At 64.9% G+C, this 19375-nt stretch carries 13 protein-coding genes and 1 pseudogene; 11 read left to right on the forward strand and 3 right to left on the reverse strand.

Going from position 1 to position 19375, the window contains the following annotated elements; genetic code table 11:
- Positions 1-172 precede the first annotated feature (172 nt).
- The 6 genes and pseudogenes from ACLEJU_RS15750 to ACLEJU_RS15775 all read left to right on the forward strand — a co-directional run.
- A complete protein-coding gene (locus ACLEJU_RS15750; RefSeq protein WP_435425384.1) occupies positions 173-2086 on the forward strand; it encodes a sigma-54-dependent Fis family transcriptional regulator in 1914 nt (637 codons plus the stop codon).
- Between the two features lies 1 nt (position 2087).
- Entirely contained in the window at positions 2088-3821 is a 1734-nt protein-coding gene (locus ACLEJU_RS15755; protein WP_435425385.1) for an ABC transporter ATP-binding protein, read from the forward strand.
- Entirely contained in the window at positions 3811-4482 is a 672-nt protein-coding gene (gene qhpE / locus ACLEJU_RS15760) for a subtilisin-like serine protease QhpE (RefSeq protein WP_435425386.1), read from the forward strand. Before ACLEJU_RS15755 ends, qhpE begins: the two co-directional genes overlap by 11 nt.
- On the forward strand, positions 4475-5767 hold the full coding sequence (qhpG, locus tag ACLEJU_RS15765; RefSeq protein WP_435425387.1) for a flavin-dependent monooxygenase QhpG: 1293 nt from the start codon (positions 4475-4477) through the stop codon (positions 5765-5767). The genes qhpE and qhpG overlap by 8 nt, the downstream gene beginning before the upstream one ends.
- A gap of 117 nt (positions 5768-5884) precedes the next feature.
- Entirely contained in the window at positions 5885-6877 is a 993-nt protein-coding gene (locus ACLEJU_RS15770; RefSeq protein WP_435425388.1) for an RHS repeat-associated core domain-containing protein, read from the forward strand.
- A gap of 72 nt (positions 6878-6949) precedes the next feature.
- Positions 6950-7084, forward strand: a pseudogene (locus ACLEJU_RS15775) (flavin-dependent monooxygenase QhpG); the annotation flags it as partial.
- Between the two features lie 52 nt (positions 7085-7136).
- On the opposite strand, the gene ACLEJU_RS15780 reads toward ACLEJU_RS15775, so the two are convergent.
- Positions 7137-8630, reverse strand: a complete 1494-nt coding sequence (locus ACLEJU_RS15780; RefSeq protein WP_435425389.1) for an aldehyde dehydrogenase family protein — start codon at positions 8628-8630, stop codon at positions 7137-7139.
- Positions 8631-9123: 493 nt separating this feature from the next.
- Here ACLEJU_RS15780 and peaA point away from each other — a divergent pair, with 493 nt between their 5' ends.
- The 5 genes from peaA (at position 9124) to ACLEJU_RS15805 (ending at position 15459) form a co-directional block, all read left to right on the forward strand.
- Complete coding sequence (gene peaA / locus ACLEJU_RS15785) at positions 9124-10689, forward strand: quinohemoprotein amine dehydrogenase subunit alpha (protein ID WP_435425390.1); 1566 nt, start codon at positions 9124-9126, stop codon at positions 10687-10689.
- Positions 10690-10738: 49 nt separating this feature from the next.
- The gene (gene peaB / locus ACLEJU_RS15790) at positions 10739-12169 is read left to right on the forward strand and encodes a quinohemoprotein amine dehydrogenase maturation protein (protein ID WP_435425391.1); all 1431 of its coding nucleotides are present in this window, start codon (positions 10739-10741) and stop codon (positions 12167-12169) included.
- A gap of 1 nt (position 12170) precedes the next feature.
- Entirely contained in the window at positions 12171-12494 is a 324-nt protein-coding gene (gene qhpC / locus ACLEJU_RS15795; RefSeq protein ID WP_027916687.1) for a quinohemoprotein amine dehydrogenase subunit gamma, read from the forward strand.
- Between the two features lie 32 nt (positions 12495-12526).
- On the forward strand, positions 12527-13648 hold the full coding sequence (peaD, locus tag ACLEJU_RS15800; protein ID WP_435425392.1) for a quinohemoprotein amine dehydrogenase subunit beta: 1122 nt from the start codon (positions 12527-12529) through the stop codon (positions 13646-13648).
- Positions 13649-13785: 137 nt separating this feature from the next.
- A complete protein-coding gene (locus ACLEJU_RS15805) occupies positions 13786-15459 on the forward strand; it encodes a fatty acid CoA ligase family protein (RefSeq protein WP_435422699.1) in 1674 nt (557 codons plus the stop codon).
- A gap of 152 nt (positions 15460-15611) precedes the next feature.
- On the opposite strand, the gene mobA is transcribed toward ACLEJU_RS15805, so the two are convergent.
- Both mobA and ACLEJU_RS15815 read right to left on the reverse strand, forming a co-directional pair.
- Positions 15612-16187 (reverse strand): molybdenum cofactor guanylyltransferase MobA, encoded by a 576-nt coding sequence (gene mobA, locus ACLEJU_RS15810; RefSeq protein ID WP_435422700.1) that lies wholly within the window; start codon positions 16185-16187, stop codon positions 15612-15614.
- Between the two features lie 61 nt (positions 16188-16248).
- Positions 16249-19371 carry a multidrug efflux RND transporter permease subunit gene (locus ACLEJU_RS15815; protein ID WP_435422701.1) on the reverse strand — a complete coding sequence of 1041 codons (3123 nt, stop codon included), beginning with the start codon at positions 19369-19371 and terminating at the stop codon, positions 16249-16251.
- Positions 19372-19375: the final 4 nt, after the last annotated feature.

Consider the following 19375-nt stretch of genomic DNA (forward strand, 5'->3'; position numbering starts at 1 on the left):
AACCACCGAGATCTACACCACCAATAGTTCGTCGGCAGCGTCAGGTGTGGAGAAGAGACAGGCGCCATACCCCTCAAGGCATGCACCTCGACGCCCACCAAAATCTCCCGCACACTGCGGAAAAAATACCAAGCCCGTAGCCCTGACCCAAGGGCCACAGCTGGAGCAGAAAATGGCGCGACAATTTCCCATAACAAACGCCCAAGACCCGCTGCACGAATCCCGCCAGGCGCGCATGCGCCTGGCCAGCGAAGGCGAGCTGCCGCTGGGCATGCTGCGCGACGAAATCGACGCCTCCTGGCGCCGCAGCCTCGGCCATGGCCTGGATTGCCTGCAGGGCGAGCAGGTCGGCCTGGGCCTGGAACAGGGCCATGACCTGCGCGCGCTGCTGGAGCGCAACCGGCTGCTGGTCGACGCGGTCACCCCCGAGCTGGACTACCTGGTCTCGCGCCAGGGCAAGGCCGGCATCATCATCCTCGGTGATGCCCAGGCCAACGTGCTGGCCATCGAAGGGCAGAAGCACGTTCTGGAGCGCGAAGGCCTGCGCGACCTGCACCCCGGCAGTTGCTGGAGCGAGTCACTGCGCGGCACCAATGCCATCGGCACCGCCGTGGTCGAAGGTCGGCCGACGCTGATCAACTGCGGCGAGCACTACCTGGACCGCCTGAGCCCGTTCTCCTGCACCTCGGTACCGCTGCGCGACCCGCGCGGCGAAGTGATCGGCGTGCTCGACATCACCCGCGAAGGGGTCATGGCCCAGCCACAGGACAGCCTGAGCATGCTGATGCTGGCGGCTGGCAATATCGAGAGCCGGATGTTCGGCCTGTGCCACCCCGAGCAGCTGGTGCTGGCGTTCCATAGCCGCCCGCAATACCTCAACAGTGCCTGGCACGGCCTGCTGGCCCTGAGCCTGGATGGCGAGGTGCTGGCCGCCAACGACAACGCCTGCCAATTGCTCCAGGTGCCGCGCCAGGGCCTGATCGGGCGTCGCAGCAGCGACCTGCTGGGTGAGCGCTCGCCGGCCTTCATCGCCCGCCTGTGGCAGGGCGGGGTGAGCAACGTGCAAACGGCCAAGGGCGAATTCTTCTTCCGTGCGTTGCAGCTGCCACGGCACAGCCCGCTCAATGGCAGCGCGGCGCAGGCCAGGCCGGCAGCGGCCAACAAGACACCCGCCCTGGATGCCCTGGCCGGCGGTGATGCGCGGCTGGCGCGCAACCTGCGCATGGCCCGCCAAGGGTTGGGCAATGGCCTGCCGGTGTTGCTGCTGGGCGAGACCGGTACCGGCAAGGAAGTCGTCGCCCGTGCCTTGCACCAGGCCAGCCCGCGGGCCGACAAGCCGTTCGTTGCGGTCAACTGCGCGGCGATTCCCGAGGGGCTGATCGAGTCTGAACTGTTCGGCTACCGCGAGGGCGCCTTCACCGGCTCGCGCCGGGGTGGCATGGTCGGGCGGCTGATGCAGGCCCATGGCGGCACCCTGTTCCTCGACGAGATCGGTGACATGCCGCTGGCCCTGCAGGCGCGGCTGTTACGCGTGCTGCAGGAACGCCGGGTGGCACCGCTGGGCGCGGGCGACGAGCAGGAAATCGACGTGGCGCTGATCTGCGCTACCCACCGCGACCTCAAGCGCCTGGTCCAGGAACAGCACTTTCGCGAAGACCTGTACTACCGGGTCAACGGCGTATCGCTGCGCCTGCCGGCCCTGCGCGAGCGCGATGACCTGGCGAGCATCATCGAGGGCTTGCTGGACAAGTCCGGCGCCAAGGGCATAAGCCTCGACCCGGCCCTGGCGGCGCTGCTCGAAGGCTTCGACTGGCCGGGCAACATCCGCCAGCTGGAAATGGTCGTGCGCACCGCCCTGGCCATGCGCGAGGATGGCGAACAGGTGCTGACCCTCGATCACCTGACCGATTGCCTGCTGGAAGAACTGGCCAGTGGCACGACGCCCTCCGGCAGCCTCAAGGACAACGAGCTGGAACTGATCCGTGGCGCCCTGGCGCGCCACCAGGGCAATGTCTCGGCCGCCGCCGAAGCGCTGGGCATCAGCCGCGCGACGTTGTACCGCAAGCTCAAGCAGTTGCGCGGCTGAAATGGGCAACCTGTTCGCCAGGCTGGTGGAATCCAGCAACCCGCTACTCATGCGCCAGGCTCTTGCCTGGCTGTATGGTTTCGTCCGCCCCCACCAACGGGCCATCGGCGTGCTGCTGGGCTTGTCCTTCGGCGCTTCGCTGCTGGCCCTGGTGCAACCCTGGCTGGTCAAGACGCTGATCGACGAAGGCCTGCTGGCCAAGGATTACCAGACCCTCTGGCACATGGCGGCGATCATGATTGGCGCCGGCCTGCTGGGCACGGTGCTGGCAGGCGTCAACCGCTACCTGCACACGCGCCTGTCGGGGCGCATTCTGTTCGCCCTGCGCGATGACCTGTACCGCCATCTGCAGCAGCTGTCACCGACTTTCTACGGGCGTCGGCGCACCGGTGACATCCTCTCGCGGCTCGACGGTGATGTCGCCGAGATCCAGCGTTTTGCCGTGGATTCGCTGTTCTCGGCAGTGTCGGCGGTGATTGGCCTGGTGGGCGCGGTGGCGCTGATGCTGATGCTGTCCTGGCAACTGTCGCTGCTGTTGGCACTGCTGATCCCGATTGAAGTGCTGTGGCTGCGCTGGATGCGGCGCAAGGTCGAGCGCGAGGTGCGCAACCTGCGCGAGCGCTCGGCAGATGTGTCGTCGTTCCTGGTCGAGACCCTGCCGGCGATGAAGTTCATCCAGGCGTCCGGCCAGCAGAACCGTGAGGCCGGGCGCCTGGACCAGCTGGGGCAGGGCTACATGCGCCAGCTGCTCAAGGTGCAGGTGACCGAGTTCTTCACCCAGGCAATCCCCGGCACCTTGACCTCGTGGTGCCGCGCCTGCGCGTTCCTGGTCGGTGGCTGGTGGGTGATCCAGGGCACCTGGCAGCTCGGCGCGCTGATCGCGTTTTCCACCTACATGGGCATGGCGGTCGGCCCGGTGCAGAGCCTGTTGGGCCTGTACGTGGCGGTGCAGCGCATGGCGGTGAGCCTGGGTCGGGTGATGGAGCTGAAGCAGGAAGCGGTGGCCGTGCGTGAGGCCGACTCGCCCAGGCCGATGCCGGAAGGGCCGGGCGAGCTACGCCTGGAAGGCGTGAGCTTTGCCCATGACGGGCGCCAGGGCGCGGTGCTGGCGCAGGTCGATGCCTGTATTGCCGGTGGCCTGAAAGTGGCCATCAGCGGTGCCTCCGGCGTCGGCAAGTCGACCCTGATCGACCTGCTGCAGCGCTTCTACGACCCGGATGCCGGGCGCATCCTGCTGGACGGCGCCGACCTGCGCGAGCTTGACCTGGCCGCCGTGCGCCAGCGCATCGCCGTGGTCAGCCAGGACATAGTGCTGTTCCGCGGCACGCTGGCGCAGAACCTGGCCTATGGCGCGCCGCAGGCCAGTCGTGGGGAGCTGGAGCGGGTGGTGCGGCTGGCCCACCTCGACAGCCTGGTCGAAAGTCTGCCGCTGGGCCTGGACGGGCTGCTCGGCGAGCGTGGCCAGCAGCTTTCCGGTGGGCAGAAACAGCGTATCGCCATCGCCCGGGCGGTGCTGCAGGCGCCTTCGATCCTGGTGCTCGACGAGGCCACTTCGGCAGTGGATGAAGCCACCGAACGCGAAGTGATTGCCGCGATCGACGAGCTGTTCGCTGGGCGCACGCGCATCCTCATCAGCCACCGCGCCTCGACCCTGGCCGATGCCGACTTGCACCTGCACCTGCAAGGTGGGCAACTGCGCATATTGCCCCAGGAGGCGATCAGGCATGGCCGCTGAATTCAGGGTCGGCGTGATCGACAGTGGTTGTGCGCCAGCGCAGACCTTGGTCGGTGCCCGGCGCTTCTGGCTGGACGAGGGCGTGCTGCGCGAGGGCGAGTTGCAACCGGACCGGCTCGGCCACGGCAGCGCCGTGCTGGCCAGCTTGCAAGCCGAGGCCGGCGAGTTGCCGCTGTTGCTGGCTCAAGTCTTCACCGAGCAAGGCAGCACCAGCGCCCTGCAGGTCGCCGCCGGGTTGTTCTGGCTGGCGGAGCAGGGCGTGACGCTGATCAACCTCAGCCTTGGCTTGCAGCAGGACCGGGCGGTGCTGCGCCAGGCCTGTGCTGAAGTGCAGCAGGCCGGCGTGCTGCTGTGCGCGTCCAGCCCGGCGCAGGGCAGTGCGGTGTACCCGGCTGCGTATCCGGGGGTTATCCGCCTCACCGGCGATGCTCGCTGTGCGCCAGGGCAGTGGTCGTGGCTCGGCAGTGCCCAGGCCGATTTTGGTGGCTATGTGGGGGAGCGCGGGCGGGCCGGTGCGAGTCTGGGCTGTGCGGCGGTGAGCGGGAGGATTGCGGCATTGCTGCAGCAGCAGCCTGGCCTCGACCGCCAGCAGGTCTATGCCTGGCTGCAGGCTCATGCCGCGTTCAGCGGCCCGGAACGACGAGGTGCAGCAGATGCCTGAGCCACACATTCTGGTGCTGGGCGCCGGGCCGGCTGGCGCTGCTACCGCACTGGGCCTGCGCCGGCTGGGCTACCCGGTGACGGTGGTCTCCGACTGGCGGCGTTTTGCCGCCGTGGAAGGGGTTTCGCAACGGGTGCTGGAAGGGCTGCGTCACGCCGGCCTGGGCGGCGCCCTGGCTCAGGCAGCGGTACCGGCGACACGTCAGGTGCGCTGGAACGGACAGCACCTGCAACTCAATCAGGAATTTCTCCTCGACCGCCAGCGATTCGACCGCGCCTTGCGCGATGACCTGGGGCGGGCAGGGGTAACCTTGGTGGAAGGGCGCGTTCGCGAAGTCTCGCGTGCTGAGGGTTACCAAGTCCGCCTGGATGACGGGCAGGTGCTGCAGGGCGATTTTCTGGTCGAAGCGCGCGGTCGCCAGGCGCCGTTGGCGGCCGACCGTTTGCGTGGCCCGGAAACGGTCAGCCTGCTCAACCTCTGGCAGGCTGAGCCAGGCACGCCTGCGTCGGCCGTGGAAAGCCTGGACGATGGCTGGGCCTGGATGGCCAGGCTGGCCGATGGACGTTGCTACTGGCAGATCACGCTGGACGCCGAGGGGCTGCCGGGCAAGGCGGCGCTGCCGGAATATTGCGCCGCACGCCGACGGGCGTCGGCGCTGGTGGCCGAGTTGTTCGATGCCCGTGCGCTGGAACCTGCGCAGGTGCACGCCCGCAGCAGCACGGCGATCCTCGCGGGCGACTGCGTGGGGGATGACTGGGTGCGAGTGGGCGATGCGGCGATGGCGGTTGACCCACTGTCGGGGAACGGGATTTTCCAGTCGTTGTCATCGGCGCTGCAGGCGCAGGTGGTGATCAACACCTTGCTGCGTCGGCCCGAGCGCGCCGCACTGGCGAAGCAGTTTCATCAGCAGCGGATCGAGCAGCTGTTTCTGCGCTTTGCCCGCATCGGGCGGGATTTCTACGAGCAGGAGCAGGGGCGTGCTGGGATGGCATTCTGGATGCGCAGACAAGCTTGGCCAGATGCGCAGCCGTTGCATCTGGCGGCGGACTGGCAGGCGATTCGGGTGGAACGGCGGCCGGTGCTGCGCGACGGGCTGGTGGATGAGGCCGAGGTCGTGGTGACTGCGGATCAGCCGCTGGGGGTGTGGCATTTGCAAGGGGTTGAGCTTGCGCCGGTGGTGATAGAGTTACTTGCCGGGCTATCGCTCGAACAAGCCATGAAAAGCCTGACGGTAGAGCATCAGGTGATGTTGCGGTCCTGGCTGATAGCGCAGGGCTACCGCTGAATTTCAAGGTCAGCTGCTGCACAACCCGGATAGTGGCATGCGTGCATTGTCCAGAGAGCCGGTGCTCTTTTTCAAACGCTCTATTCCTGGCACCTGTCAAATCTGCTAGTTGCGAACATGAGCGCCGCATGCGTTGCTATGGCACATGTTCGACTTCGGGAGATGAAAGAGGTGAATAAATATTTTTATCTAGGTAGCGATCTTTCAATTGCGCTTTTACGTGGTCATGCAACCGTAGTCTTTCAGGGCGGCGAGCATGTTCTCGCGGACCTAGCTAAAGCAGGGGCGACAAATGTGCTGCTGCTTGCAACAACTGTCACAGGGTCAGTGTTGCAAGCGGCGCGTTCAACCGCTTATTCACCATATGGCTACGCTGATCTGACTCGGCATCAGGCCATCTTGAGTTTTAATGGGCAGCCCCGCGATCATGTTATCGAGTGTGATCTGTTAGGCAATGGCGTTCGAGCGTTCAGCCCGGTGTTGATGCGCTTTATTTCTTCCGATCCCCTTAGCCCTTTCGGTCTAGGGGGGATAAATAGCTATGCATACTGTAGTTGCGATCCTATCAATTTCACTGATTCGAGTGGGTATGGAAAAGTACGCGGAGCGAAGGTTGGTGCGTCTCGGCTAGCGATGAGTACCAGCTCTGGAATAGTTATACCTGAAGAGCGGATGCAAAAAAGTAGAGAGACTTATCAGATTTATCGAGCTCGCAATCCAAGGTTGCGAAACTCGAAAGTTGATCCGGAGTTTGTCGCGGCTGCTATCAGCTTGCACAGAAGAAAAGAAGATGGCACTAATGCGTTTCCTGACCTCATATCTTACCTGCAGCAGCGTGGCTTGAAAGATGAAAAATTGTCTGCAATACGCAGCGTAGCTAGTGGATTAGCAGTTAGAGTTTTTGAAGATATTCACCAAGTGAAGATATCGGAGGCGTTGGAGCAACCGCCGGCATGGCAGATAAGGGAAGTACAGCAAGCACTGCAAGCACAGCAAGCACAGCAAGCACAGCAAGCACAGCAAGCACAGCAAGCACAGCAAGCACAGCAAGCACAGCAACCACGGCAACCACGGCAACCACGGCAATTGTGGCGACCATGGGAGCGCTAAACCGACCCGCTGCCGCCATCCACCAAGCCTCATGGAGCGATATTATAAAAGAGGTTGTTATCCGCGCAGTAGGCGGTCCGGGTGGTGCGGCGGCCGGTGCTGCGGGATGGTTTGGTGGATGAGGCCGAGGTGGTGGTGAAGGCGGATCAGCCGTTGGGGGTGTGGCACTTGCAGGGGATCGAGTTGGCGTCGGTATGCGCACGCCTGTAGGAGCGGCGTTGTGTCGCGAAAGGGCTGCGAAGCAGCCCCAGGGTGACTATCAGAGCTTGATCAAAACTGATTTGAGCTCGGTGTAATGCTCGATGGCCGCAGCCCCCATCTCGCGGCCGACGCCAGACATCTTGTAACCCCCGAACGGCAGCGCCGGGTCCAGCGCGCTGTGGCAGTTGACCCACACCGACCCCGACTTGATCCGCGGAATCATCCGGTGCACTGCGCCCAGGTCATTGGACCAGATGCTCGCGCCCAGGCCGTAAGGGTTGTCGTTGGCCATGCCGACCACTTCGTCGATGTCGTCGAACGGCATTGCCACCAGCACCGGCCCGAAGATCTCTTCCTGCACCAGGCGATGTCGCTGGTCGACGTCGACAATCACCGTCGGCTTGACGAAGTAGCCCGGGCCGAACCCTTCGCCGCCACAGGCGATGGTCGCGCCCAGCTCGCGGCCCAGCTCGATGTAGCCGGTCACCCGGTCTTGCTGCTTGGCCGAGATCAGTGGCCCCATCTGCACCGCCGGGTCCAGGCCGCTGCCGAGCTTCATGCCGTTGGCGATGCCGGCGATGTCGGCTACCACATTGTCGAAGTGCTTGCGGTGCACGTACAGGCGCGAACCGGCGCAGCACACCTGGCCCTGGTTGAAGAAGATCGCCGTGGCAGCGCCGGCGGCGGCTTCCTGCAGGTTGGCGTCGGGCATGACGATGGTCGGCGACTTGCCGCCGAGCTCCAGGGTGACACGGGTCATGTTGTCCATGGCCGCCTTGCCGATCAGCTTGCCCACCTCGGTGGAGCCGGTGAAGGTCAGCTTGTCGACGCCCGGGTGGCGGCTCAGCGCGGCGCCGGCGTTCAGGCCGGTACCGGTGATCACGTTGAACACCCCGGCCGGGTAGCCTGCCTCGTCCACCAGCTCGGCCAGCTTGAGCGCGGTCAGCGGGGTTTCGTCGGCCGGCTTGAGCACCACGGTGCAGCCGGTGGCCAGGGCCGGGCCGAGCTTCCAGCAAGCCAGCAGCAGCGGGAAGTTCCAGGCGACGATGGCACCGACCACACCCACGGCTTCGCGGCGCACGAAGCCATGGAACTGGTCGTTGGGCATCAACGGCATGGACGCTTCGACGGTGCTACCCTCGATCTTGGTGGCCCAGCCGGCCATGTAGCGCAGGAAGTCGATGGCCAGCTGCACGTCCATGACCCTGGCCACGACAGCGCTCTTGCCGTTGTTCAGGCATTCCAGCTCGGCCAGCTGCTGCGCGTCGCGTTCCATCAGGTCGGCCAGGCGCCACAGCAGATTCTGCCGCTCACGGGGGCGCACACGGCTCCACGGCGAGTCGTCGAAGGCCTGGCGCGCGGCGCGCACGGCGCGGTCGACGTCTTCCTGCTCGGCGGCGGGCACTTCACCGAGGATTTCACCGGTGGCCGGGTTGCGAAACGACAGGGTGCGGCCACTGGCGGCGTCCTGCCAGTCGGCACCGATGCGCATCTTCAGCTTGCGCTCGAGGAAGGCGCGGGTGGCGGGCAGGATGGGCAGTTCGGAAAGCATGGGGCTGTGCCTCTTGTCATTGGATGTGACCGGTGTAGGCGCAATGGCCGTGCCAAGGTCGGCCGATGGCTGCAAGGTGCTGAACTGCCTGGGTTTTGCCGTGATGCAAGGTTGGGATTGCAGGGCTGCGCTGTTGCACATTGAGACGGTGTGAGACGGTGATGAAACAGTGGCTGTGATGGCCTCTTCGCGGGTAAACCCGGTCCCACAGCGACAGCGCTGAACGCGGGCTCTGCGCGGTTTCTGAGGGCGCTGGCTTGCCTGCGATGCCCTGCGCAGCAGGCCCTGTCTCAGGATGAAACACCCTGTCGCGAAATGGCACGCTCCGACCACCTGGCCAGCAGAGCCATATAGCTGGATGAAGGAGCTAAAAGCCTGAAATACAACGCCTTTGCAGCACTTGGCATAGTTTCTGTATCACAACCGTCACATGCACACCTGCTGTACCAAAGCGTGCGAGAACGATAAGAACAACAACCGTGGAGGTCTGACCTTGAAGACGACTCGACTCCGGCGGCATGCGGGTAAACTGGCGCTGGTCGCCGCCGCACTGCTGGGCACCCAGGCCATGGCGGCCGAGCAGGGCCCGAGCCTGTTGCAGAACAAGTGCATGGGGTGCCATATCCCCGAGGGCAACGATACCTACAGCCGCATCAGCCACCAGCGCAAGACCCCGGAAGGCTGGCTGATGAGCATCGCCCGCATGCAGGTCATGCATGGCTTGCAGATCAGCGACGACGACCGTCGTACCCTGGTCAAGTACCTTGCCGACAAGCAGGGCCTGGCGCCAAGCGAGACCGATGGCGTGCGCTACGCCATGGAGCGCCGGCTCAACACCGTCGAACACTTCGACACCCAGCTCAGCGAAACCTGTGGCCGCTGCCACTCCGGTGCCCGTGTCGCCCTGCAGCGGCGCCCGGCGCAAGAATGGGAACACCTGGTCAACTTCCACCTCGGCCAATGGCCGTCCCTCGAATACCAGGCCCAGGCGCGTGACCGCGACTGGCTGGAAATCGCCCTCAAGCAAGTGGTACCGGACCTGGCCAAGCGCTTCCCGCTGGACAGCACGGCCTGGGCGGCCTGGCAGAAGGCCAAGCCGACCGCCGACGCGCTGCCGGGGCAGTGGGCGTTCAGCGGCCACATGCTGGCCAAGGGCGATGTGCGTGGGGTGATGACGGTGGTTGCCGACCAGGGTGACACCTTCAAGGTCGAGGTCAAAGGCAGCTATGCCGACGGCACGCCGTTCAATGGCAGCGGCACGGCGATGCTCTACAACGGTTATGAATGGCGCGGCACTGTGAAGGTCGGCGACAGCAACCTGCGCCAGGTTTTCGCTGCGCTGGATGGCGAAATGAAAGGCCGCATGTTCGAGGCCGATCACGACGAGCGCGGCCTGGACTTCACGGCTGCAAAAGAAGGCAAGGCCCGTCTGCTGGCCGTGCAGCCAGCGTTCATCAAGGCCGGTGCTGAAAGCGAGATCAGCCTGGTCGGTACGGGCCTCACCGGCAAGCCTGACCTGGGGGCTGGCGTGGAGGTGACCGAGGTGCTGGAACAGACCCCGACCCTGGTGCGGGTGAAGGCGCGCGCTGCGGCCGACGCCAAGCCTGGCCAGCGCGACGTGGCCGTGGGTGAGCTCAAGGGCGTCAACCTGGCGGTCTACGACAAGGTCGAGGAAGTGAAGGTGGTGCCGGCATTCTCCATCGCCCGTATCGGCGAGAACGGTGCTTCGGTGCCAAAGGTCCAGGGGCGCTTCGAAGCCGAAGCCTGGGGCAAGGACACCAGCGGCCAGCCATTGCGCATCGGCTACCTGCCGGCCAGCTGGAAGGTCGAGCCGTTCAACGAGCGTGCGGTCGAGGACGAGGACGTCAAGTTCGCCGGCCAGATGCAGGCTGACGGGGTGTTCGTGCCAGGCGGTGCCGGCCCGAACCCGGCACGCAAGATGATGACCAACAACGCCGGCAACCTGAAAGTCATCGCCACGCTGGCTGACGGCGGCCAGAGCGGCGAAGGCCACATGATCGTCACCGTCCAGCGCTGGAACAACCCGCCGCTGCCGTAAGGGCAGGGCGTAACGGGTTTTCCAACGGATCGATTATCGGGAGGTCGCCATGGGCGCGCTACTGAACCTGGTCGAACGCAACCTGCACGAAGTGCAGGTCGATGCCGACCGCATGCTGTTCCATATCCCCAGCAGTTCGCTGTTCACCGCCGACGCGGTGACCGGCGGCATCATCGACACCCTGCGCCAGCAAGGCTGTTCGGCCGAGGAGCTGATGCAGCGCCTTGGCCAGCAGTTTGCCGGCGACGATATCCAGGACACCCTGCGCGAGCTGATCGCGCTGGAACTGGTCAGCGACGGCTCGCCGCTGACCCCGGAAATCGCCCTCAAGCAGGTCGAGCGCACGGCGCTGAATACCGTGGTGCTGAACGTCAACACCGGTTGCAACCTCAGCTGCACCTACTGCTACAAGGAAGACCTGGACAAACCGTCCGCCGGCAAGAAGATGAGCGCTGCCACCGCCGAGGCTTCGGTGGAGATGCTGCTCAAGGAGTCGCCCAACGAGGAACGCTACAGTGTGGTGTTCTTCGGCGGCGAGCCACTGTCCAATCGGCCGCTGATCGAGCACATGGTCGCCTACTGCGAGCGGCGCTTCGCCGAAGCCGGCAAGCAGGTGGAGTTCATCATGACCACCAACGCGACCCTGCTCACCGAAGAGATCATCGACTGGCTCAACGCCCACCGCTTCGGCCTGTCGATCAGCATCGACGGCCCGAAGACCGTGCACGACCGCAACCGCATCACCGTGGGCGGGCAGGGCACCTATGACGTGGTGCGACGCAAGGCCGACCTGCTACTGTCGCGCTACACCAGTCGCCCGGTGGGCGCGCGGGTCACCCTGACCCGTGGCATCACCGACGTCGAGACCATCTGGAACCACCTGTTCAACGAAATGGGCTTCGCCGAAGTCGGTTTTGCCCCGGTCACCTCCGGCGACATGGCCGACTTCAACCTTACCGGCGAAGAGCTGGTGCAGGTGTTTGCCAACATGAAGGCACTGGGCCGCAAGTACCTGGAGGCGGCGCTGGAGCACCGCAACATCGGCTTCTCCAACCTGCACCAGCTGATCACCGATATCCACGAAGGCCACAAGAAGGCCCTGCCGTGCGGTGCCGGGCTGAAAATGCTGGCGGTGGACCACGAGGGTGAGCTGAACCTGTGCCACCGCTTCACCGGCTCCAGCCTGCCGACTTTCGGCAACGTGCACCAGGGCGTGAAGCAGGCGCAGCTCAACGACTTCCTGTCGCAGCGCCTGGACCGCAGCAACACCGGCTGCGACAGCTGCCGCATCCGCAACCTGTGCTCCGGAGGCTGCTACCACGAGAGCTACGCCCGCTACGGCGACCCGCAACATCCGACCTATCACTACTGCGAGCTGATGCGCGACTGGGTCGACTTCGGCATCGAGGTCTACACCCGCATCATGGCCGCCAACCCGGCCTTCATCGACCGCTACATCACCCCGCGGAAGGCGCACTGACATGAAGCACTTGAAGCCCCTGAACAACAAGGCGCGCATCCTCGAACAGGCCGCCGCCGAAGACCGCGTCGAAGAAGTCATGGCCATGAGCGCGGTGGCCGGCTGCACGGCCACCACCGACCCGGGTTGGGAGGTGGACGCCTTTGGCGGCGTCAGCTCGCTGTGCCAGCCGATGGAGGCCGACCTCTATGGCTGCTCCGACCCTTGCTGGTGGCCGGCCCAGGTGCCGGACATGATGAGCACCTACCAGGACTGGAACGCCCAGGCGAACAACTCCCAGGAAGACTGGCGCAACCTCGGCACCGTGTTCCCGAAAGACAAGTGACCGGCCCAACAAGAATGACAAGGGGAAACCGCATGAAAGCTGGACGCTGCGCGCAACTCGCGCTGACCATCGCCGCCACGGCCTGCGCCTGGGCGGTACAGGCCGAAGATGCCGGGCCGGCCCTCAAGGCTGGCCAGGAATACCTGATCACCACCAACTACCCGAACAACCTGCACGTCATCGACGTGGCCAGCGACACGCTGTACAAGAGCTGCCAGATGCCCGACAAGTTCGGCCCAGGCACCGCGATGATGGCGCCGGACAACCGCACCGCCTACGTGCTCAACAACCACTATGCCGACATCTATGGCATCGACCTGGACACCTGCAAGACCACTTTCCACGCCAACCTGTCCAGCGTGCCGGGGGAAGTCGGCAAGTCGATGTACTCGTTCGCCCTGAGCCCCGACGGCAAAGAGGTGTACGCCACGGTCAACCCGACCCAGCGCCTGAATGACCACTACGTGGTCAAGCCGCCGCGCCTGGAGGTGTACAGCACTGCCGATGGCCTGGAGGCCAAGCCGGTGCGTACCTTCCCGATGCCGCGCCAGGTCTACCTGATGCGCGCCGCCGACGATGGCAGCCTGTTCGTCGCCGGGCCGGACATTTACAAGATGGACGTGAAGACCGGCAAGTACACCGTGGCCTTGCCGCTGCGCACCTGGAACCGCAAGGGCTACAGCGCCCCGGACGTGCTGTACTTCTGGCCGCACCAGAGCCCGCGCCATGAGTTCTCGATGCTCTATACCATTGCCAAGTTCAAGGATGCCAAGCAGGACCCGAACGAGGCCGAGCTGCTGTACGGCTACCTGAGCGTCGACCTCAAGACCGGCAAGACCCACACCCAGGAATTCGCCGACCTCACCGAGCTGTATTTCACCGGCCTGCGTTCGCCGAAGGATCCGAACCAGATCTACGGCGTGCTCAACCGCCTGGCCAAGTACGACATCAAGCAGCGCAAGCTGATCAAGGCGGCTAACCTGGAGCACACCTATTACTGCGTGACCTTCGACAAGAAGGGCGACAAGCTGTACCTGGGCGGCACCTTCAATGACCTGGCGGTGTTCAACCCGGACACCCTGGAGAAGGTGAAAAACATCAAGCTGCCGGGCGGTGACATGTCCACCACCACGCCGCAGGTGTTTGTCAGGTAGTCGCCGGGGGGCTGCCTCGCAGCCCTTTCGCGACACAAGGCCGCTCCTACAGGGGAATGCGGTCTCTTGTAGGAGCGGCCTTGTGTCGCGAAAGGGGCGCAAAGCGCCCCCGGCAATCTCAAAGGGTGCGCAATCTGATGAGCCAACCCAGTTATTCCCAGGGCAATCAGGACAAATCCCTGCTTACCCAATGCATCGGCGACGCCTTCGACACCACCGTCGCTCGCTTCCCCGACCGCGAAGCGCTGGTGGTCCGCCACCAGACCCTGCGCTACACCTGGCAGCAGCTGGCGGAGGCCGTCGACCAGCACGCCCGCGCCCTCATGGCCCTGGGCGTGCAACCCGGCGACCGCCTGGGGATCTGGGCGCCCAATTGCGCCGAGTGGATCATCAGTCAGTTCGCCAGCGCCAAGGTCGGTGCGATCCTCGTCAATATCAACCCTGCCTACCGCTCCAGCGAGCTGGACTATGCCCTCGGCCAGTCCGGTTGCCGCTGGGTGATTTGCGCCGACGCATTCAAGACCTCCGATTACCACGCCATGCTGCTGGGGCTGATCCCGGGCCTGGTAGTCAGCCAACCCGGCGCTGTGATCTGCGAGCGCTTCCCGGAGTTGCGCGGGGTAGTGAGCCTGGCCGTTACTCCACCGCCAGGCTTTCTCGCCTGGCACGACCTTCAGGCCCGCGCTGATTCGGTGAGCCGTGAAGCCTTGGCCGAGCGCCAGGCGCAACTGCGCTGCGACGATCCGATCAACATCCAGTACACCTCCGGCACCACCGGTTTCCCCAAGGGCGCCACGCTCAGCCACAGCAACATCCTCAACAACGGCTACATGGTTGGTGAAAGCCTGGGCCTGACCGAGTACGACCGCTTGGTCGTACCGGTGCCGCTGTACCACTGCTTCGGCATGGTCATGGCCAACCTCGGCTGCATGACCCACGGCAGCACGCTGATCTACCCCAATGATGCCTTCGACCCATTGGCGACCCTGCGCGCCGTGGCCGAGGAAAAGGCCACGGCACTTTATGGCGTGCCGACCATGTTCATCGCCGAGCTGGATCATCCGCAGCGTGGTGACTTCGACCTGTCGAGCCTGCGCACCGGGATCATGGCCGGCGCCACTTGCCCGATCGAGGTGATGCGCCGGGTGATCGGCGAGATGCACATGGCCGAAGTGCAGATCGCCTACGGCATGACCGAGACCAGCCCGGTGTCGCTGCAGACCGGCCCCGGCGATGACCTGGAGCGCCGGGTTACCAGCGTAGGCCGCACCCAGCCACGGCTGGAGAGCAAGGTGGTGGATGCCGACGGCAATACGGTGCCACGCGGCGAGATCGGAGAATTGTGCACCCGTGGCTACAGCGTGATGCTGGGCTATTGGAACAACCCCAAGGCCACCGCCGAGAGCATCGATGAAGAGGGCTGGATGCACACCGGTGACCTGGCGGTGATGGACGAGCAGGGCTACGTGCGCATTGTCGGGCGCAGCAAGGACATGATCATTCGCGGCGGCGAGAATATCTATCCACGGGAGCTGGAAGAATTCTTCTTCACCCACCCGGCGGTGGCCGATGTGCAGGTGATCGGCGTGCCGTGCAGCAAGTATGGCGAAGAGATCGTCGCCTGGGTGCGGCTGCACCCGGGGCACAGCGCGAGCGCAGACGAGCTGCGCGAGTGGGCGAAGGCTCGGATCGCGCACTTCAAGGTGCCCCGGTATTTCCGCTTCGTCGACGAGTTCCCGATGACGGTGACCGGCAAGGTGCAGAAGTTCAGGATGCGCGAGATCAGTATCGATGAACTCACTGCCGGTTGACCGCCCGGCGCGGTCCTTTGTAGGAGCGGCCTTGTGTCGCGAAAGGGCTGCGAAGCAGCCCCGGGATCTCAGCGTCATTGCATCAATTGCCGGGGCCGCTTTGCGGCCCTTTCGCGACACAAGGCCGCTCCTACAAGGGCGGCGTCATAAATTTACCCCTGCAGCAACTCCGGACTATTGAAATTGCTCAACCTGCGATCATCCTCGGCACACTCGAACCCCCGCACCGTCTCCCGCAACAAGGCCTTCTGCAAACTCCGCTCGCCCGCCGACCAAGCCTGCTCCAACACCGGCAGCACCGAGCACGGCAATACACTGAACATCGGCTGCCAATAGCCGCCCTGGCGCACCATTGCGGCACTGCCGCTGGTCACCGCCAGTTGCCGCAGCGCATCGAGCAGATCCCGGTCAACCAGCGGCGCATCGCAGGCCAGCACCACCACCCAATCATGCTTCGCAGCCTTCAGCCCGGCGATCACCCCGGCCAGCGGCCCGGGGAAGTCCGCCTCGGCATCACCCACCAGCTGGTCGGCATACGCGGCATAGGCCTGCTGGTTACGGTTGCAGGAAATCACCAAGTCATCAGTAAGCGGTCGCACGATGCGCTGGATATGCGCGACCAAAGGCTCACCGTGCCATTCCAGCAGGCCTTTGTCACGCCCGCCCATGCGCTGGCCGCGGCCACCGGCGAGAATCAGGATAGAGCAGGGGGGCAGTGCAGCAGGCATGAAAAAGGGTTCCGGGCAGTCAATGCCCGGAACCCTCTCATTCAACGCCTGGCTTGTCCAGTCAGGCTTCGCTGGCCTGCGTCTGATCGGCCTTGGTACGGCCGCGTCCCGCCAGCCGCATCACCACCACGAAGAACACCGGCACAAACACCACCGCCAACGTGGCGCTGAGCATCCCGCCGATCACCCCGGTACCGATCGCCTGCTGGCTCGCCGAGCTGGCACCGGTGGCAATGGCCAGCGGTACCACGCCAAGGATGAACGCCAGCGAGGTCATGACGATCGGCCGCAGGCGCAGGCGGGCGGCCTGCACGGCGGCGTTGGCGGCGTCCACGCCCTGGTCGACCAGGTGCTTGGCGAACTCGATGATCAGGATGGCGTTCTTCGCCGACAGGCCGATCAGGGTGATCAGGCCCACCTTGAAGAACACGTCGTTGGGCATTCCACGCAACGTCACGGCCAGCACTGCACCGAGCACGCCGAGCGGTACCACCAGCAGCACGGCGGTGGGGATCGACCAGCTTTCGTACAGCGCCGCCAGGCACAGGAACACCACCAGCAGCGACAACGCCATCAGCACCGGGGCCTGGCTGCCGGACAGGCGTTCCTGCAGCGACAGGCCGGTCCACTCAAGGCCGGTACCGGCCGGCAGCTGGGCGACCAGGCGCTCGATCTCGGCCATGGCTTCACCCGAGCTGTAGCCCGCCGCCGGTTCACCGGAAATCGCCACAGCCGGGTAGCCGTTATAGCGGGTCAGCTGCACCGGGCCGCTGACCCACTTGGCCTGGACGAACGCGCCCAGGGGCACCATCTTGCCGCTGTTGTTGCGCACGTGGATCTTCAGCAGGTCTTCCACTTGGCTGCGCTGGTCACCCTCGGCCTGCACCACCACCCGCTGCATGCGGCCCTGGTTGGGGAAGTCGTTGACGTAGCTGGAACCGACGGCAACGTCCAGCACCGAGCCGATGTCGGCGAACGACACGCCCAGGGCGTTGGCCTGGCGGCGGTCGATTTCCAGCTGCACCTGCGGGCTTTCGGCCAGCGAGGACTCGCGCACGTTGGCCAGCACCTTGCTCTTGTGTGCACCGGCCAGCAGTTCGTCACGGGCGGCCATCAGCGCCTCATGGCCCATGCCGCCGCGGTCCTGCAGGCGAAATTCGAAGCCGGTCGACTCACCCAGGCCGTCGATCGGCGGGGGCAGCACCGAATAGGCCACGGCGTCCTTGAGTTGGGTAAAGGCCAGGGTTGCCCGATCGGCGATCGACTGGGCGCTGTCATCGGCGCCACGTTCGGACCAGTCCTTGAGCGTGGTGAAGGCAAGCGCGGCGTTCTGACCACTGCCCGAGAAGCTGAAACCGAGGATCAGCGTGGTGTTGCCCACGCCCGGCTCGTCAGCGTTGTGCGCCTCGATCTGGGCCGCAACCTGCTCGGTGCGCATGCGGCTCGCGCCTGGCGGCAGCTGGATATCGGTGATGGTGTAGCCCTGGTCTTCAGTGGGCAGGAACGCCGTGGGCAACTGGCTGAAACCATACCCCAGCACGGCCAGCAGCACGCCATACAGCAACAGGTAGCGGCCACTGCGCTTTAGCGCTTGCAGCACCCAGCGCTGGTAACCGTTGCTCATGCTTTCGAAACGGCGGTTGAACCAGCCGAAGAATCCCTTGCGTTCATGGTGTTCGCCCTTGGCCAGCGGTTTGAGCAGGGTGGCGCACAGGGCCGGGGTCAGGCTCAGGGCGAGGAAGGCCGAGAACAGGATCGACACCGCCATCGACAGCGAGAACTGCTGGTAGATCACCCCCACCGAGCCTTTCATGAAGGCCATCGGCAGGAACACCGCCACCAGCACCAAGGTGATGCCGACGATGGCGCCGCTGATCTGGCCCATGGCCTTGCGCGTTGCCTCCTTGGGCAGCAGGCCTTCCTCGGCCATGATCCGCTCGACGTTCTCCACCACCACGATGGCGTCGTCGACCAGGATGCCGATGGCCAGGACCATGCCGAACAGGGTCAACACGTTGACCGAGAAACCCATGGCCAGCATCACGGCGAAGGTACCCATCAGGGCCACCGGCACCACCAGGGTCGGGATCAGCGTATAGCGCAGGTTCTGCAGGAACAGGAACATCACCGCAAACACCAGCAGCATGGCTTCGAACAGGGTGTTGATGACCTGCTGGATCGACACCTTGACGAACGGCGAGGTGTCGTAGGGGATATCGTACTTGACCCCTTCGGGGAAGTAGCGCGACAGCTCCTGCATCTTCGCCCGCACCAGGGTGGCGGTTTCCATGGCGTTGGCACCCGGTGCCAGCTGCACGCTGAAGGCGGTGGCCGGCTTGCCGTTCAGGCGCGTGCCGTACTGGTACTCCTGGGCGCCGATCTCGACCCGGGCGACATCGCCGACGGTGACGCTGGAACCGTCCGGGTTGGCCCGCAGGACGATGGCGGCGAACTCCTCGGGCGTGCTCAGCTGGCCCCTGACCACCACGTTGGCCGTGATTTCCTGGGTGCCGCGGGCGGGCAGGTCGCCGATGCTGCCGGGGGCGACCTGGGCGTTCTGCGCGGCAATGGCTTCGGCCACGTCGTTGGGCGTGAGGTTGAAGCCGATCAGCTTCTGCGGGTCGATCCAGATGCGCATGGCGCGCTCTGAGCCGTACAACTGTGCCTTGCCGACACCCTTGAGGCGGCGGATTTCGTTCATCACGTTGCGCGCGAGGATGTCGGACAGCGCGGTTTCATCGAGGTTGCCGTCCTCCGAGGTGAGGGTGCCGAGCAGCAGGAAGCCGGTGGACACCTTCTCCACCTGCAGGCCTTGCTGGGTCACCTGGCGCGGCAGGCGCGACTCGACCACCTTGAGGCGGTTCTGCACATCGACCTGGGCCAGGTCGGGGTGGGTGCCGGGCTCGAAGGTGGCGGTAATGGTGGCGCTGCCCAGGCTGCTCTGCGACGAGAAGTACAGCAGGTTGTCGGCACCGTTGAGCTCCTGCTCGATCAGGCTGACCACGCTTTCGTCCAGGGTGGCCGCCGAGGCGCCCGGGTACACGGCGTAGATTTCCACCTGGGGTGGCGCCACGTTGGGGTATTGCGCGACCGGCAGCTGGGGGATGGCCAGGGCGCCGGCAAGCAGGATGAACAGCGCGACCACCCAGGCGAAGATCGGGCGGTCGATGAAGAACTGCGGCATGGAT

The sequence above is a fragment of the Pseudomonas sp. SMN11 genome (assembly GCF_052041945.1).
Lineage (GTDB): Bacteria > Pseudomonadota > Gammaproteobacteria > Pseudomonadales > Pseudomonadaceae > Aquipseudomonas.

What these genes read in the sequence shown, in the direction of transcription:
- ACLEJU_RS15750 (WP_435425384.1), top strand. Translation starts at nt 173, where the DNA reads ATGGCGCGACAATTTCCCATAACAAACGCCCAAGACCCGCTGCACGAA.
- ACLEJU_RS15755 (WP_435425385.1), top strand. Translation starts at nt 2,088, where the DNA reads ATGGGCAACCTGTTCGCCAGGCTGGTGGAATCCAGCAACCCGCTACTC.
- qhpE (WP_435425386.1), top strand. Translation starts at nt 3,811, where the DNA reads ATGGCCGCTGAATTCAGGGTCGGCGTGATCGACAGTGGTTGTGCGCCA.
- qhpG (WP_435425387.1), top strand. Translation starts at nt 4,475, where the DNA reads ATGCCTGAGCCACACATTCTGGTGCTGGGCGCCGGGCCGGCTGGCGCT.
- ACLEJU_RS15770 (WP_435425388.1), top strand. Translation starts at nt 5,885, where the DNA reads ATGAGCGCCGCATGCGTTGCTATGGCACATGTTCGACTTCGGGAGATG.
- ACLEJU_RS15780 (WP_435425389.1), bottom strand. Translation starts at nt 8,630, where the DNA reads ATGCTTTCCGAACTGCCCATCCTGCCCGCCACCCGCGCCTTCCTCGAG.
- peaB (WP_435425391.1), top strand. Translation starts at nt 10,739, where the DNA reads ATGGGCGCGCTACTGAACCTGGTCGAACGCAACCTGCACGAAGTGCAG.
- qhpC (WP_027916687.1), top strand. Translation starts at nt 12,171, where the DNA reads ATGAAGCACTTGAAGCCCCTGAACAACAAGGCGCGCATCCTCGAACAG.
- peaD (WP_435425392.1), top strand. Translation starts at nt 12,527, where the DNA reads ATGAAAGCTGGACGCTGCGCGCAACTCGCGCTGACCATCGCCGCCACG.
- ACLEJU_RS15805 (WP_435422699.1), top strand. Translation starts at nt 13,786, where the DNA reads ATGAGCCAACCCAGTTATTCCCAGGGCAATCAGGACAAATCCCTGCTT.
- mobA (WP_435422700.1), bottom strand. Translation starts at nt 16,187, where the DNA reads ATGCCTGCTGCACTGCCCCCCTGCTCTATCCTGATTCTCGCCGGTGGC.
- ACLEJU_RS15815 (WP_435422701.1), bottom strand. Translation starts at nt 19,371, where the DNA reads ATGCCGCAGTTCTTCATCGACCGCCCGATCTTCGCCTGGGTGGTCGCG.